15 protein-coding genes are annotated in these 15,351 nt (G+C 68.9%); 8 read left to right on the forward strand and 7 right to left on the reverse strand.

The features are described 5' to 3' along the window. Positions 1-996 (reverse strand): ArsA-related P-loop ATPase, encoded by a 996-nt coding sequence (locus ACGFNU_RS04505; RefSeq protein WP_392590112.1) that lies wholly within the window; start codon positions 994-996, stop codon positions 1-3. Between the two features lie 215 nt (positions 997-1,211). On the opposite strand from ACGFNU_RS04505, the gene ACGFNU_RS04510 reads away from it, so the two are divergent. The 5 genes from ACGFNU_RS04510 (at position 1,212) to ACGFNU_RS04530 (ending at position 5,225) form a co-directional block, all read left to right on the forward strand. Continuing rightward, positions 1,212-2,285, forward strand: a complete 1,074-nt coding sequence (locus ACGFNU_RS04510) for a slipin family protein (RefSeq protein ID WP_392590113.1) — start codon at positions 1,212-1,214, stop codon at positions 2,283-2,285. A gap of 447 nt (positions 2,286-2,732) precedes the next feature. After that, the gene (locus tag ACGFNU_RS04515; RefSeq protein ID WP_151559442.1) at positions 2,733-2,891 is read left to right on the forward strand and encodes a DUF4177 domain-containing protein; all 159 of its coding nucleotides are present in this window, start codon (positions 2,733-2,735) and stop codon (positions 2,889-2,891) included. A gap of 2 nt (positions 2,892-2,893) precedes the next feature. Continuing rightward, complete coding sequence (locus ACGFNU_RS04520) at positions 2,894-3,355, forward strand: RidA family protein (RefSeq protein WP_392590115.1); 462 nt, start codon at positions 2,894-2,896, stop codon at positions 3,353-3,355. Between the two features lie 87 nt (positions 3,356-3,442). Further along, positions 3,443-4,279 carry an NUDIX hydrolase gene (locus ACGFNU_RS04525; RefSeq protein ID WP_392591000.1) on the forward strand — a complete coding sequence of 279 codons (837 nt, stop codon included), beginning with the start codon at positions 3,443-3,445 and terminating at the stop codon, positions 4,277-4,279. A gap of 154 nt (positions 4,280-4,433) precedes the next feature. Continuing rightward, complete coding sequence (locus ACGFNU_RS04530) at positions 4,434-5,225, forward strand: MBL fold metallo-hydrolase (protein ID WP_392590116.1); 792 nt, start codon at positions 4,434-4,436, stop codon at positions 5,223-5,225. A gap of 231 nt (positions 5,226-5,456) precedes the next feature. Here ACGFNU_RS04530 and ACGFNU_RS04535 read toward each other — a convergent pair whose 3' ends face one another. After that, complete coding sequence (locus tag ACGFNU_RS04535) at positions 5,457-6,143, reverse strand: Crp/Fnr family transcriptional regulator (protein ID WP_151559439.1); 687 nt, start codon at positions 6,141-6,143, stop codon at positions 5,457-5,459. Between the two features lie 417 nt (positions 6,144-6,560). Here ACGFNU_RS04535 and nth point away from each other — a divergent pair, with 417 nt between their 5' ends. The 3 genes from nth (at position 6,561) to ACGFNU_RS04550 (ending at position 9,382) form a co-directional block, all read left to right on the forward strand. After that, complete coding sequence (gene nth / locus ACGFNU_RS04540; RefSeq protein WP_392590118.1) at positions 6,561-7,307, forward strand: endonuclease III; 747 nt, start codon at positions 6,561-6,563, stop codon at positions 7,305-7,307. A 140-nt stretch (positions 7,308-7,447) separates the two neighbouring features. Further along, positions 7,448-8,044 carry an NUDIX hydrolase gene (locus ACGFNU_RS04545; RefSeq protein WP_392591002.1) on the forward strand — a complete coding sequence of 199 codons (597 nt, stop codon included), beginning with the start codon at positions 7,448-7,450 and terminating at the stop codon, positions 8,042-8,044. Positions 8,045-8,176: 132 nt separating this feature from the next. Beyond that, positions 8,177-9,382 (forward strand): MarP family serine protease, encoded by a 1,206-nt coding sequence (locus ACGFNU_RS04550; RefSeq protein WP_392590120.1) that lies wholly within the window; start codon positions 8,177-8,179, stop codon positions 9,380-9,382. 94 nt (positions 9,383-9,476) lie between these two features. On the opposite strand, the gene ACGFNU_RS04555 is transcribed toward ACGFNU_RS04550, so the two are convergent. The 5 genes from ACGFNU_RS04555 to acs form a co-directional block, all read right to left on the reverse strand. Next, positions 9,477-9,938 (reverse strand): DUF309 domain-containing protein, encoded by a 462-nt coding sequence (locus ACGFNU_RS04555; RefSeq protein ID WP_392590122.1) that lies wholly within the window; start codon positions 9,936-9,938, stop codon positions 9,477-9,479. 29 nt (positions 9,939-9,967) lie between these two features. After that, a complete protein-coding gene (locus tag ACGFNU_RS04560) occupies positions 9,968-10,891 on the reverse strand; it encodes an alpha/beta fold hydrolase (protein ID WP_392590123.1) in 924 nt (307 codons plus the stop codon). Positions 10,892-10,897: 6 nt separating this feature from the next. Then, on the reverse strand, positions 10,898-11,353 hold the full coding sequence (locus ACGFNU_RS04565; RefSeq protein WP_392590124.1) for a phage holin family protein: 456 nt from the start codon (positions 11,351-11,353) through the stop codon (positions 10,898-10,900). A 163-nt stretch (positions 11,354-11,516) separates the two neighbouring features. Further along, positions 11,517-12,764, reverse strand: a complete 1,248-nt coding sequence (gene nhaA, locus ACGFNU_RS04570; RefSeq protein ID WP_392590125.1) for a Na+/H+ antiporter NhaA — start codon at positions 12,762-12,764, stop codon at positions 11,517-11,519. 347 nt (positions 12,765-13,111) lie between these two features. Next, positions 13,112-15,082, reverse strand: coding sequence for an acetate--CoA ligase (gene acs / locus ACGFNU_RS04575; RefSeq protein WP_392590127.1), 1,971 nt, complete (start codon positions 15,080-15,082; stop codon positions 13,112-13,114). Between the last annotated feature and the right edge of the window lie 269 nt (positions 15,083-15,351).

Here is a 15,351-nt window from a genome sequence, read left to right on the forward strand (position 1 = left end):
TCAGGCGGCTCCCTGCTTGCGAAGTGCCTCCGCCAGGTCGTACAGCCCGGCCCGGTCCATGCCGTCGGTCAGCAGCGGCAGGACGTAGCGCGGCCGGTCGATGCCTTCGAGGCGTTCCTTCTCGCGCTCCTGGAGCGCGGTGCGCTGGGCGTGCTCGGCGGCCTCGCGGATGAGCTCGGCGGCGACGGTCTCGGCGTCGTGTTCGAGCCCGGCCGCCTTGAGCCCCCGGACGATCTCGTCCCGGTCCAGGGTGCCCGCGGCGGCGGCCGCCAGGTCGTCCTCGCTCAGCACCGGCGGGTGCTCCATGTTGATGATCACGCCGCCGACCGGGAGCCCGACCTCGGTGAGATCGTGGATGCCGTCCATGGTCTCCTGGACCGGCATCTCCTCCAGCAGTGTGACGAAGTGCACCGCGGTCTCAGGGCTGCGCACGACCTTCATAACCGTGTCGGCGTGGTTGCGGATGGGCCCCACCTTGGCCAGGCCAGAGACCTCATCGTTCACGTTAAGGAACTTGGTGATCCGCCCGGTCGGCGGCGCGTCCATGACGACCGCGTCGTATATGAACGAGCCGTCCTTCTTCTTGCGGCGGACGGATTCGCTCGTCTTGCCAGTGAGAATGACGTCGCGCAGACCCGGGGCGATCGTCGTCACGAAGTCGACCAGGCCCAGCTTGGACATCGCCTTGCCGGCCCGCTTGAGGTTGTAGAACATCTCGAGGTACTCGACGAGCGCCTCTTCGGTGTCGATCGCGAGCGCGTACACCTCGCCGCCCTCGGGGGCGACGGCGACCTTGCGCTCCTCGTAGGGCAGTGGCGGGCAGTCGAACAGCTGGGCGATGCCCTGCCGGCCCTCCACCTCCACCAGCAGCACCTTGCGGCCTCCGGCGGCCAGCGCCAGGGCCAGGGCTGCCGCGACGGTCGTCTTGCCCGTGCCGCCCTTACCGGTGACGACATGGAGACGTACGCCGTCCCAGTCAGTGTCTTTCGCGCTCACCCAATTGACCATATCGTTCGCTCGGCAAGGACTTCAGAGGGCGCCCGTACTCATGCAAGTGATCCCTGACACGGTGCCGTCCGGGCCGTGGAATCGCTTGCCAGGCCGTTGTATTCGGCCGTGCCCACGGGGTTAGCTGGGAAACGTGAACCGATGCGTGGCCGGGTACGTCCGAACCATGAGCTTCGGGTTTTCGCCAAGCGGAGGTGCTCGTCATGGCGGTATTTCTCACACTGCTCGCGATCCTCGGGATTTTGGGTCTGATCACGGCCGTGGCGTCGGTCAAGGTGGTCCAGCAGTACGAACACGGCATCGTGTTCCGATTCGGGCAAGTGCGACGGGGTGAGCAGCTGCGTCCCGGCGCGGTGCGGGCTCCCGGCCTGACGGTGATCGTTCCGATCGTCGAACGGATGCAGAAGGTCAACCGGCAGACGATCACCATGAACGTGCCGGCGCAGGAGGGGATCACGCAGGACAACGTGAGCGTGCGCGTCGACGCCGTCGTCTACTTCCGCGTGATCGATCCGGTGAAGGCCATCGTGAACGTCCAGAACTATGGCTACGCGGTCTCCCAGATCGGCCAGACGTCGCTGCGTTCGGTCATCGGCCAGACCGACATGCAGGAGCTCCTCGGTGAACGCGAGAAGATCAACATTCGGCTCCGCGCCATCATGGACGAGATCACCGACGCGCCCTGGGGCATCCGGATCGAACGCGTCGAGATCAAGGACGTCTCGCTGCCGGAGGGCATGAAGCGGTCGATGGCCCGCCAGGCCGAGGCCGAACGGGAACGCCGCGCCCGCATCATCACCGCCGACGGTGAGTTCCAGGCGTCCAAGCGCCTGGCCGCCGCGGCCGAGATCATGTCGCAGGACCCGGCGGCCCTCCAGCTGCGCCTGCTCCAGACCGTCGTCGAGGTCTCGGCCGAGAAGAACAGCACGCTCGTGATGCCGCTGCCGGTCGAGATCCTGCGCTTCTTCGACCGCGTGGCCGGGTCAGGTGGAAACGACCAGCCCGCCGCTCAGGCCCCGGAGAAGCCAGGCTTGGGTGAACGCCTCGCCAAGGCCGAGCAGGAGCTGGCCAAGGCCGCGGAACAGTCCCCGCCGCTCGAAGGCGCCGGAGAGGTTCCGCCCGTCCTCGGCCTGGACGAGCCCAAGAAGCAGAGCCCGCTGGTAGCCGCCGCCTCCGACGCCGAGACTCCCGGCATCGAAGCCGCCCGCCAAGCCGACCCCGCACCCGACCCGCTAACCGAAGAGCCCACCCCAACCCGCCGAGACCCCGCTACCTGACCACCCCACAAGCCGCCCGCCCGCGCGAGCCGCCCGCTCCGCGCGAGCCGACCCGTCCATGGGAACCGCGCCTGTAGGAGCGGCCCGTCCATGCGAGCTGATCGTCCCGCGAGCTGACTGCCCTACGAGCAAGACCGTCCGTGCGAGCACGCGCTCGTAGGAGCAGCCGACCGCCCGTGCGAACCGACTGCCCGTGCGAGCGAGCGTCTAAATGCATACCGCTCGCATGTACGGACCGTCCGATTGATTCGGGGGCTTGGCGCTGTCACCTAAGCGCTGCGGGAGCTGCGCAGGTGGACGCCTGTCAACGCAGGGCTGGGAGAGTTCGTTCAGGGCGGCGCTTGGCTTCGGAGCTCTTGGGTGCTTGCCGATTAGCCGATGCGGCCTGCGGAGACTCAGGGTGGTGTGTGGGCCCGGCCGGACGGGGCAGGTCGCTAGGCTCGGGGCATGAAGCGCTTTGAATATGCGACCGTGCCGCTGCTGGTTCACGCGACGAAGCAGATCCTTGACAACTGGGGCCAGGACGGGTGGGAGCTCGTCACCGTTCTCCCGGGCCCCAACCCGGAGAACCTGGTGGCCTACTTCAAGCGTGAAGTGGAGCAGTGAGGGTGGCTTCGCCAGAGGAGCGCATCCGGGAGCTCGGCCTGGAACTGCCCGAGGTCGTCGCGCCGCTCGCCTCGTATGTGCCGACGGCGCGTACCGGATCACTCGTCTACACGGCGGGGCAACTTCCGATGGTCAAGGGTGAGCTGCGGGTCACCGGCAAGGTCGGGGCCGAGGTGACCGCTGAGCAGGCGTTCGAGCAGGCCCGGATCTGCGCGCTGAACGCGATCGCCGCGATCAAGGCGGAGGTCGGCGACCTTTCCAAGGTCAAGCGGATTGTGAAGGTCGTCGGCTTCGTGGCCAGCGCGCCGGACTTCTACGGCCAGCCGCAAGTGGTGAACGGGGCCAGCGACCTGCTGGGCGAGGTCTTCGGCGACGCGGGCCGGCACGCCCGGAGCGCGGTCGGCGTCGGTGTTCTGCCGCGCAACGCCCCGGTCGAGGTCGAGCTCATCGTCGAGATCGCCTGAGCGGCCGGCCCTTGACGGAATGGCATTCGGTATGTCCGAATTGGCCGCCATGAGGAACGAGCGTTTGGTCGGACGACGGTGAACGGGCTGAAACTGCCGGCGGAGTTCCGGGAGCAGATCCAGGGCATTCAGGATGGCAGCATCCAGCCCGTCCCACCTCGTCACGCCGCCACCGTGGTCGTACTGCGAGATCATCCTGAGCACGGGCTGCAGGCGTTCATGCTGCGACGCGTGTCGTCGATGGCGTTCGCACCCGGCGCCTACGTCTTCCCTGGCGGAGGGGTGGATCCGCGCGACGGGGACGACACGATCGCATGGTCGGGTCCGTCCGCCGCCGAGTGGGGGAAGGCGTTCAAGGCGGACGAGACGCTCTCGCGCGAGCTGGTCTGCGCGGCGGTGCGCGAGACGTTCGAGGAGACTCTCGTCCTGCTCGCGGGGCCGACCGGGGGCTCCGTCGTGGACGACACGCGCGGGGACGGCTGGGAGGCCGACCGGCAGGCGCTGCTGGATCGATCCCTTTCATTCCGGGAGTTCCTGGACCGGCGCGGGCTCGTTCTCCGTTCGGACCTGCTGCGTCCCTGGGCGCACTGGATCACTCCGGCGATCGAGCCCAAGCGGTACGACACGCGGTTCTTCGTGGCGGCGATGCCGGCCGGCCAGCGTGCCCGGGACGTCAGCACCGAGGCCGATCAGGTCGCCTGGGTGCGGCCGGGCGAGGCGGCCGAGCGGGCTCGCGAGGGCGAGTGGTTCATGCTGCCGCCGACGTTGGCCACGCTGGCCGAACTCGCCGAGTACGAGACGGTGGCGGACGTGCTCGCCGCCACGCGCGAGATCGTCGTGTACGAGCCCAAGGCGGAGATCATCGACGGCGAGGCCTATCTCGTCCTCCCACCCGACATGGGCCGTCACTACCCGGAGGGCTAGCGAGATGCTTCCGCGGCGCCTGGCGAGGTACAAGACGCCTCTCTGGCAGGCGGCCATGTACCGGCTCAGCGGCACGTCGGCGCTGCGGCACCTCGATCGCCTCGGGTGGAATCCGGTCGGTCACCCCGATCGGCGCTCGGGCAAGATGGGTGAAATGAGCGAGATCGACGGGATGGGCACGGAGCGGGCTACCTGTGTACTTGCGCCCAATCCGTCCGCGATGACCCTGGACGGCACCAACACCTGGATCATCGGCGAGCCCGGCGCGGACGAGGTCGTCGTCATCGACCCCGGACCGAAGGACGGCAAGCACCTGAGCCGGGTCGCGGACATCGTCGCCGGTCAGGGCAGACGGGTCGGCCTCGTTCTCCTGACCCACGGGCATCCGGACCATTCGGCCGGCGCCAAGAAGTTCGCCGAGCTCGCAGGCCCTGCCGTGCCCGTGCGGGCGATGGACCCGCGGCATCGCCTCGGGGACGAGGGCCTGGTCGAGGGGGACGTCGTCACCACCGGTGGCCTGGAGCTGCGGGTCATGGAGACGCCGGGCCACTCGAACGACTCGCTCACGTTCTGGATCCCCGCCGATGGCGCCGTGCTCACCGGCGACACCGTCTTGGGATATGGGACGACCGTGGTCGAGGGGAAACTCGGCGACTACCTGAGCTCCCTCGACCGGTTGCGGAAGTTCTCCGAGGAAGCCGAAGCGGCCACCATCCTGCCGGGCCACGGCCCCAAGCTGGACGACCCCATCGCCGCCCTCGACCACTACATCAACCACCGGCGTGAACGCCTCGCCCAGGTCGAGGCCGCCGTAAAGGCGGGCGCCCGTACTGCCCGTGAGGTGGTCGAGGTCGTGTATGCGGACGTGGACAAGTCTCTCTGGCCCGCCGCCGAATGGTCGGTGCAGTCACAACTCGAATACCTGAACGACCGCGGCGCCCTCTAGAACGCACCAGAGTCTGGCCAAGCGAACCAACGGGCGATTGCAGCTGAACCGGCAGGCAGTTGCAAGTGAACTGGTGGGCAGTTGCAGCTGTGGGACGGCTTGAGGGTCGTTGTGTCGACGGCGTTGTTGAGGGCGGCGGCGCGCGGCGTCTTGGGAGGCGGCGCCGCGCGCTGCGCGCAAGGCCCGCTCGGCTGAGCCGAGGGCCTGACCTGGGCTGTGGCCGGACCGGGTCTACTTGGAGCGCTTGCGGAGGCGGTCGATGTCGAGGATGACGACGGCGCGGGCCTCGATGCGGAGCCAGTTGCGCTGGGCGAAGTCGGCCAGGGCCTTGTTGACGGTCTCGCGCGAGGCGCCGACCAGCTGGGCTAGCTCCTCCTGCGTGAGGTCGTGGTGGACGTGCAGCCCGTTCTCGGACGGCTGGCCGAAACGCTCGGCGAGGTCGAGCAGAGCCTTGGCGACACGACCCGGCACGTCGGTGAAGACGAGGTCGGCCATGATGTCGTTGGTCTTGCGCAGCCGCTGCGCGAGGGCGCGGAGCAGCTGAACGCCGACCTCCGGGTGCCCGGTCAGCCAAGGCCGCAGGTCATCGTGGCCGAGTCCGGCCAGCCGGCACTCGGTCACGGCGATCGCGCTGGCCGTCCGGGGACGCGGGTCGAACAGCGAGAGCTCGCCGAACATCTCGCTCGGGCCCAGCACGCTCAGCAGGTTCTCGCGGCCGTCCGGCGCGGTCCTGGTCAGCTTGATCTTGCCCTCGAGGACGACGTACAGGCGGTCGCCCGTCTCGCCCTCGTTGAAGAGCGTCTGCCCGCGGGCCAGTCGCACCTCGGTCACATTGGCGCGCAGCGCCTTGGCCCCCTGCTCGTCGAGGGCCTCGAAGAGCGGAGCTCTGCTCAGAACGTCCACGTCGCGGTCGGTCACGCTTCTCCTCCTCGAACACCTACATGCTTAGTGTGACGTACGTCCCACCGCGTACGTGAAGGTGGGGCCACGGCGCGCCGAAGCCGAGGACGTGTTCCTGCTCCCGTCCTCCTACCCCGAAACGGTGATCCCGCCTCGATTTCGGCGCGCCGGCAGTCCCGTACGAGACCGCGTCCGACTCGTTCACCGGCCCGGGCGGGTCGCTGCCGATCCGTCCCGGCGTCCGCTACGAGCCGGACCAGCGGGGTCGTCTGGCCTGCTGGTCGCCGAAGTTCTGCCTGACCAGTGTACGGACCATCGGGTGAAGGCCGTCACACCGGACCTGTTCATCCGATATCGGACGGTCACGAACCTGGTCATCGGGCTGTCCCGGCGGCGAACCCCACCTTTCCGCCCTGGCGCTCTACTCTTGCGGGTATGGCGACCACTGAGGCGGGCTCGACGAGGCCCCGGCCACGTTCCAAGGCCCCCGAGTCCCGGCTCGCGCTGGTTCGCCGGGCCCGGCGGATGAACCGGATTCTGGCCGACACGTATCCGGACGCTCACTGCGAGCTGGATTTTCAGAACGCGTTCCAGTTGGTGGTGGCGACCGTGCTGTCGGCGCAGACCACCGATGTACGGGTCAATCTGACGACTCCCGCGCTCTTCGCCAAGTACCCCGACGCCGCGGAGATGGCGGCCGCCAATCCCGAAGATCTCGAGGCGTTGATCAAGCCGACGGGCTTCTACCGCAACAAGGCCAAGTCCCTGCTGGGCCTCTCGACCGCGCTGCGCGACGACTTCGGCGGCGAGGTCCCGAGGACGATGGACGAGCTGGTCACCCTTCCGGGCGTCGGCCGCAAGACCGCGAACGTCGTGCTGGGCAACGCCTTCGACGTTCCAGGGATCACCGTCGACACCCACTTCGGCCGCCTGGTGCGCCGATTCGGCTGGACCACCGACACCGACCCGGTGAAGGTCGAGCACGAGGTGGGCGAGCTCATCCCGCGCAAGGAATGGACGATCTTGTCCCACCGGCTGATCTGGCACGGCCGCCGGATGTGCCACTCGCGCCGTCCCGCCTGTGGCGTCTGCCCGCTGGCGCGTCTCTGCCCGTCGTTCGGCGAGGGTCCCGTCGACGAGGAGACCGCGCGCAAGCTGGTCAAGAACGGTCCGCCCAACTGACCTTCTGCACCGGCCAGACTGGGTAGCGAGAATATTGGAACGGGAAGGATTGTGAGCGTGATCGGGTTGGGAGTGGCGTGACGGAAAAGGCGGCCTCCTACCCCGAGTGGCTCAACGACTTCGTCGCGGCGGCGCCGCGGATGACGGTTCCGCCGTTCCTGCGCCCGACGCGGACCGCGCGGCCCGCCGCGGTGCTGATCCTCTTCGGTGAGGGGTCTGACGGCCCTGACATCCTGCTGACCGAACGGGCCGCCACGCTCAACAAGCACGCCGGCCAGCCCGCGTTCCCCGGGGGCCGGATCGATCCCGAGGACGACGGACCGGTGGACGCGGCGTTGCGCGAGGCCTGGGAAGAGGCAGGCGTCCTGGCCTCCGGCTGTGATGTCCTCGCCGTATTGCCGGAGCTCTATCTGTCGCACAGCGGATACCGAGTCACGCCAGTAGCGGCTTGGTGGCGGGAGCCTTCCGAAGTCTCGCCAGGTCACCCTGGTGAGGTCGCCACCGTGGCCCGCGTCCCGATCGCCGAACTGGTGGATCCGGCTAACCGCCTGACCGTGCGGCACCCGTCCGGAATGACCCTCGGGCCTGCGTTCAAGGTCCGCGGGATGCTCGTCTGGGGATTCACGGCGGGCCTGCTCACGCAGGTGCTGGAGGCCGGCGGCTGGGATCGGCCGTGGGACCCCGGCCACATCGAGGACCTGCCGCCCGAAGTCCACAACCTCGCTGCTCGCAGCTGATCCGCGCACCTCGGTGTCACCCCTCGCGAGTACGGTGGCGGGGCCGGGTCGTTCCCCGCGCGTATGCCGGGTCACCGAATCTGGTCCGCAGAGGGGACGTGAACACCGGCCATCGCGCTATACGGTGAAGCGGTGCTGGGCGACCACGTTCTTGACCTGATCCTGCTAGTGCTCATCGTGCTGTTCGCGGTTTCGGGCTACCGGCAGGGCTTCATCGTGAGCCTGCTGAGCTTCGTCGGCTTCGTCGGCGGTGGCGTCGTGGGCGTCCTCGTGGCGCCGCCGATCGCCGAGGCGGTGGTGAAAGGGACGGCGCAGCAGGCGCTGCTGGCGATCGTCATCGCCTTCCTGGCGGCGACCCTCGGGCAGCTGATCGCCTCGTCCGGCGGGGCCGTGCTGCGCAACCGCGTGACCGGCATCAACGCCCGCACGGTGGACGCGGCGGGCGGCGCCGTGGTGAGCGCCCTGTCGCTGGTGCTCGTGGCCTGGTTCTTCGGCAGCCTGGTGTCACAGTCGGCGTTCAAGCCCATCCGGACGCAGGTCGACGGCTCGTCGATCATCAATGGCGTCGACACGATGATGCCGCAGCAGGCGCAGACGTGGTTCAGCTCGTTCAAGAAGTTCGTCAAGGAGGACAGCGGCTTCCCGCAGGTCTTCAACGGCCTCGGCGGCGAGTCGATCACCGATGTGCCGCCGCCGGACGGCGCGATCCTCAACACCCCGGCGCTGCAGAACGCCAAGCGCAGCATCGTCAAGATCGTCAGCGTCGCGCCGCAGTGCCAGCGCCGCATCGAGGGCACGGGGTTCGTCTTCGCGCCCGAACGCGTCATGACCAACGCGCATGTGGTGGCCGGTGCCCGCGGCGATTCCCAGGTACGGCCGCTGGGCGCCCCGAGCGCCTCGTCCGCCCGTGTCGTGCTGTACGACCCGCGCCGCGACATCGCCGTTCTGTACGTGCCCGGCCTCAAGGTGCCCGCCCTGAAGTTCGCCGGGCCGGCCCGCAACCAGGACGACGCCATCATCGCCGGCTTCCCCAAGAACCACCCGTTCACCCCGGACGCCGCTCGCATCCGCGCCAAGCAGACCGCCCGCGGCCAGGACATCTACCACTCCGGCCAGGTCAGCCGTGAGATCTACGCGATCCGCGGCAAGGTCGAGCCCGGCAACTCCGGCGGCCCCCTCCTCGCCAGGGACGGCAGCGTCTACGGCGTCATCTTCGCGGCGGCCCTGGACACCGACACCCCCACCGGCTACGCCCTCACCGCCGAAGAGGTCGCCCCCGACGCGCGCGCCGGCGCCACCGCCACCCTCCCCGCCTCAACAGGCAACTGCTCCGACTAATCGCCCCACGCCCACAACAAGTGCTCGCGGCACGCTTGCGAGGTGCGGGCAGAGCTCATGTGGCGCGGGCAGGCTTTTGCGGACCTGGTCCGGTCTAGGTGGAGCGGGTCAGGGTTAGGCGGACTGGGTCTGTGGACTCTTCAGGGCGGGCGGCCAGTGCGCGGGCGGTGTGGATGATGCCGTGGGCGTCGATCTCGTACGGGGGGTGGGCCGCGTACGGCTCCAGGCGGTCGGCGGCTCGGGCTAGGAGGGCTTTGGCGCCGCGGGGGTTGCCGCGGCGGAGGTGGGTTATGCCGACCGCGACCTGGGCCAGGCCACGCCAGAGTTCACGTTCGGGGTCCGGGGCGGCCTTCCAGACGGCTTCCAGGACTTCGTGGGCATGGAAGGGACGATCGGCGTCCAGAAGCCGCTGAGCTTCGTTCAGAGCCTCCGGCGGGGGAAGCTCTAGATCATCGGGCATGGTCGGCTCGCCGGCCGCTCCATGGGGCAATGGGCGGCCGTAGGCGTCCCGTGGCCGTGCGTTCCGTGCCCGTCCCGTCTCATCCCGGTCCCGCATGAGGCCACGGTACGCCCCGAGCCCCGAGGTCAGCGGTCGGGTTCGGGGTCGTTCAGCCAGCCGAGGAGCTGGGTGTCGAACGTGCGGGGACGTTCCTGGTGGGGGAAATGGCCCGCGCCCTCGATGAGCTTCCAGCGGTAGGGGGCCGCCACGTACCTGCCGGAGCCCTGGGCGCTGCTCGGGAGCATGCATGGGTCCAGCGCGCCGTGTAGTTGCAAGGTCGGCACCTGGATGGGGGTACGCATCTGGCGTGCGTAGCGGATCCCGTCCGGGCGAGGCTGAGACCGGAAGAGCCATCGGTGGTATTCCAGGGCGCAGTGGGCCACGCCAGGGATTTGCACGGCTCGCCGTACGACTTGTTCGGTGCGTTCATCAGGCCACCCTGGCCGCGACCAGTCGTGCAGGAGGCGGCCTACGAGAGCGGCGTTGTCCTGGACGAGGCGACGTTCCGGCCACATGGGGACTTGGAATGCGAACGTGTGCCGGGTCGCCCAGGTCTGCCCTCGGATGTCCGCTCGTACGGCCTGTCGCAGGCGTAGCGGATGTGGGGCGCTGACAACGGCCAAGCGTTGTACGACCTTGGGGTGGTAGACGGCCATCGTCCACGCCAGGAGTCCGCCGAGGTCATGGCCGACGACGATCGCGTTGGCCTCGCCAAGTGCGCGCACGAGACCCGCCGCGTCCCCGGCGAGGGTGACCAGGTCGTAGCCACGCGGCGGTTTGTCGCTGCCGCCATACCCGCGCAGGTCTACGGCAGCCGCGCGATAGCCCGCGGCAGACAGGGACACCAGCTGGTTGTGCCACGACCACCAGAACTCAGGGAAGCCGTGGAGGAGCAGGACCAGCGGCCCTTCGCCCATCTCCGCCACGTGGAAGCGGGTGCCGCCGGCGCTGACCGCCCGGTGGGTCCAGGGACCCTCGATCTCGATGACCGATTCGTCGCGCCCGGCCATGCGCGGTCAGTCCGTCAACGCGGGAGTGTCCGGGTCTTTCTGGGCAAGCTCCCGATCCTCACCGCGCTTGCGCAGCATCGTCAGATCGTCCTTGAGGGTGCGGCGGGTGCGCTTCGCGCCGTCGATCTTCTTCATCCGGAGGTAGCCGATGCCTATCAGGACCGCCGCCAGCACGGCGTACACGGCCGCCACGATGAGGAACGCGGCCCAGTGCCAGATGCCGAGCGCGACCAGGCCGTACGCCAGGGCGATCGACAGCAGGATCACGATCATTCCGCCGCAGAGCCCTGCGATGGAGAACATCACGCTGCCCAGCGCCGCCTTCTTGGCGTCGCCCTTGAGCTCCATCTTGGCCAGGTCCATCTCTGCCCTGACCAGATTGGAGACGTTGCTCGACGCCAGCGCGACCAGCTCACCGAGGGATTTGTCCTCGATGCGCTCGCCCGGCAGTGCCTCGGTCATATCGCTCTCTCCTTCCAGGCCCCGGATGCGGGCCTCCGGTTGGGGGCCACCGGTATCGCGGAGACCACCGTCCTGCCGGGGCCACCGATCGTGCGGGGGCGGCCACAGCCTGACAGCCGGGCGCTCCGGCATGCCAGCCGGGGTCGTCCGCCCTGGCCCGGGGTCATCCGCCGTCGTCGGAGACCTCCGCACGCGCACGCTGCCGGACCCGGTGCCGGAAAACCAAGCTGGCGGCCAGCGACGCGAACAGGCTCGCGATCAGGACCGCTGTTGTCACTCTCTCGAATTGTGATGGGTCGGGGTAGGCCAAACCGCCGATCAGCAGGGAAACGGTGAAGCCGACACCGGCCAGCATCGCCACGCCGGCGATCTCCCGCCAGTGCAGCTCGTCCCCGAGCGTGGCGAGCCCGAGCCGTACGGCCGCCCACGCCCCGCCGAAGACCCCCACGAATTTACCGATCACCAGCCCGGCGATCACGCCGAGGGCCACCCGGTCGCCGAAGACGGCTTCCAGCGCGGAGCCGCTCAACACGACCCCGGCGGACAGGAACGCGAACACCGGCACGCAGAACCCTGCCGAGAACGGCCGCAACACATGGTCGGCACGCTCGGCGTTGGTGGGCAGGTCGTCCGGCGTCTCGCGGCTGCTGGTGAGCATGCCGAGGGCCACCCCGGCGACGGTCGCGTGGATGCCGCTGCGCTGCATGAAGTACCAGGCCAGAACGGCCAGCGGCGCGTAGATCCAGGGGGAGCGGAGCCCTTTCGCCTGCACCGCCCCGTACACCGCGATCAGCAGCACGCTGGCCAGCAGCGGCAGGAACGAGAGTCCGTCGGTGTAGAAGATCGCGATGATCGTGATCGCGATGAGGTCGTCCACGACCGCGAGCGTCAGCAGGAACGCGCGCAGCGGCGCCGGGCACCGGGTGAACGTCACCGCCAGCACGGCCAGCGCGAACGCGATGTCGGTGGCGGTCGGCACGGCCCACCCGCGCGCCGCGCCGGCCTGGCCCGCGCTCACCGCCAGAAAGATCAACGCCGGCGTCGCCACCCCGGCGACCGCCGCGATCACCGGCAGCGCGGCGTCCCGCGGATCGCGCAGCTCGCCGTGGGTGATCTCCTCGCGCAGCTCCAGGCCGGCGATGAAGAAGAAGACCGCGAGCAATCCGCTCGACGCCCAATGCTGCAGGTCCATGTGGCCGAGGCCGAGCCAGGACGGGCTGATCTCGTACGCCCGCAGGTCGTCGTAGAAGCGTGCCCAGGGGGTGTTGGCCCAGGCCAAGGCGATGAGCGTGGCCGCCAACATGATGACGCCGCCGACGGTCTCGGTCCGGAGCGCCTCAGCAAGATTGCGGCCGTACCTGGCGGTCGGACGGAACGGCCAGCGGGTGGCGACGGCGGCGCGACGCGGCACAGGTCCTCCGGGAAGCAGTAGCGGACTCTAGGACGAGGTCAGCCACCCCTTCTCTGAACCAAGGGTGGAACGACCCCGCCGACCAGACTTCCCGGCACACCTAGGCGGAAGCCTACCCGCGCCGTTCATCAACCACGCCGCACTAACTTCCCCTGCCTGCGAGGACGACCTTCCCTCGTCACGCAGAACGGGGAAGTAGCGCAGCCTTCCCCGTCCACACTGAGGGGATAACGCAGCCTCCCCTTACGCACAGGGAACGAGGGGGCAGCGCAACGCCCCGGGCCCTTGAAGGTGTCAAGGGGGCTCCGGGGCGTCTGCGGTGTGCGGGTCAGTTTTCGGTGTGTCGGTCAGTCTTCGGACTTGGCGCTGGGGAGCTTTTCGGAGATGAGGTCCATCACCGTGCTGTCGGCCAGCGTGGTGACGTCACCGATGCTGCGGTTCTCGGCGACGTCGCGGAGGAGACGACGCATGATCTTGCCCGAGCGGGTCTTCGGCAGCTCCGGAACGATCATGATCTGGCGGGGCTTGGCGATCGGGCCCAGCGTCTTGGAGACGTGGTCGCGCAGCTCCTTGATGAAGTCCTCGCCCTCGACCTCCTCGCCGGCGCTGCCGCGCGGGATGACGAACGCGACGATGGCCTGCCCCGTGACGGGGTCGGTGGCCCCGACGACCGCCGACTCGGCGACCTTCGGGTGCGAGACCAGCGCCGACTCGACCTCCGTGGTGGAGATGTTGTGCCCGGACACGAGCATGACGTCGTCCACCCGGCCGAGCAGCCACAGGTCGCCGTCCGCGTCCTTCTTGGCGCCGTCGCCGGCGAAGTAGAGCCCGTCGAAGCGCGACCAGTACGTCTTCACGTACCGCTCGTCGTCGCCCCAGATCGTGCGCAGCATCGACGGCCACGGCTCCTTGACCACGAGGAACCCGCCGCCGCCGTTCGGCACGGACTGCGCCTGGTCGTCCACCACGTCCGCCACGATGCCCGGCAGGGGCTTCATGGCCGCGCCAGGCTTGCCTGCGGTCACGCCCGGCAGCGGGCTGATCATGATGGCGCCGGTCTCCGTCTGCCACCAGGTGTCGACGACAGGGGTCTTGCTGGCGCCGATGTGCTCGCGGTACCAGACGTACGCCTCGGGGTTGATCGGCTCGCCGACGCTGCCCAGGACGCGCAGCGACGACAGGTCGAACTGCGCTGGGATGTCGTCGCCCCACTTCATGAACGTACGGATCGCGGTCGGCGCGGTGTAGAAGATCGAGACCTTGTACTTCTGGATGATCTCCCACCAGCGGCCGCGGTGCGGGGTGTCGGGCGTCCCCTCGTACATCACGCTGGTCGCGCCATTGGCGAGCGGCCCGTACACGATGTAGGAGTGGCCGGTCACCCAGCCGATGTCGGCCGAGCACCAGTAGACGTCGGTCTCCGGCTTGAGGTCGAAGACCGCGTGGTGGGTGTAGGCGGTCTGGGTCAGGTAGCCGCCTGTGGTGTGCAGGATGCCCTTTGGCTTACCCGTCGTTCCGGAGGTGTAGAGGATGTAGAGCGGGTGCTCGGCGTCATGCGGCTCGGCGGTGTGCTGCTCGGCCTGGCGGTCGACGATGTCGTGCCACCAGACGTCCCGCTCGTGCTCCGCGACCTCTTCGCCCGTTCGCCGTACGACCAGGACGTGTTCGACGCAGTCGGCCGCTGCGGCCGCCTCGTCCACGGTCGGCTTGAGCGAGGAAGGCTTGCCGCGTCGGTAACCACCGTCTGCGGTAATCACGAGCTTGGCTTGGGCGTCCAGGATGCGGGTCTTGAGCGCGTCCGCAGAGAACCCGCCGAACACCACCGAGTGCGTGGCGCCGATACGCGCGCACGCGAGCATCGAGATCGGCAGCTCGGGAATCATCGGCATGTAGATGGCGACCCGGTCGCCCTTCTGCACGCCGAGCTCCAGCAGTGCGTTCGCGGCCTTGTTGACCTCGCGCTGAAGGTCGGCATAGGTCAGCGTGCGGGTGTCGTCCTCGGGCTCGCCTTCCCAGTGGAACGCGACCTTGGCGCCCTTGCCCGCCTCCACATGGCGGTCGACGCAGTTGTACGCGACGTTCAGCTCGCCGCCGACGAACCACTTGGCGAACGGGGGCTTGCTCCAGTCGAGAACCGTGTCCCAGCGCTTGGCCCATGTCAGCCGGTCGGCCTGCTGCTCCCAGAAGCCGAGCCGGTCCGCAGCCGCCTCGTCGTACGCGCCGGCCTTGACGTTGGCGGCCTCGGCGAGCTCGGCGGGCGGGTCGAAGCGCCGCGTCTCCTGCAGCAGATTCGAAAGTGTCTCTTGACTCTGGCTCAACGCGTACTCCTTGCTAGCGAAAGAGGAAGGCGCCCGGTGAGCCCACTTCACCAGGGATGGGACTCGGGTCACAAGTCCTGCCCCGGCCCGATGGACGCGACACGTCCAGCGCTCGTGGCTCCGCAAGGATGCTATGTGATGCGGAACACGGCCAGACCTGCGGATTCCTGTTTGCGCCCACACACCAGGCGCGGCCCTACCGGCAGGCAATCAGGACCCACTCCGCAGCGCCCGCCGAGTTCGTCGGTTGGTGGATCCGGGGTGGCCGT

The organism is Spirillospora sp. NPDC048911, from assembly GCF_043198015.1.
Taxonomy (GTDB): Bacteria; Actinomycetota; Actinomycetes; order Streptosporangiales; family Streptosporangiaceae; genus Spirillospora.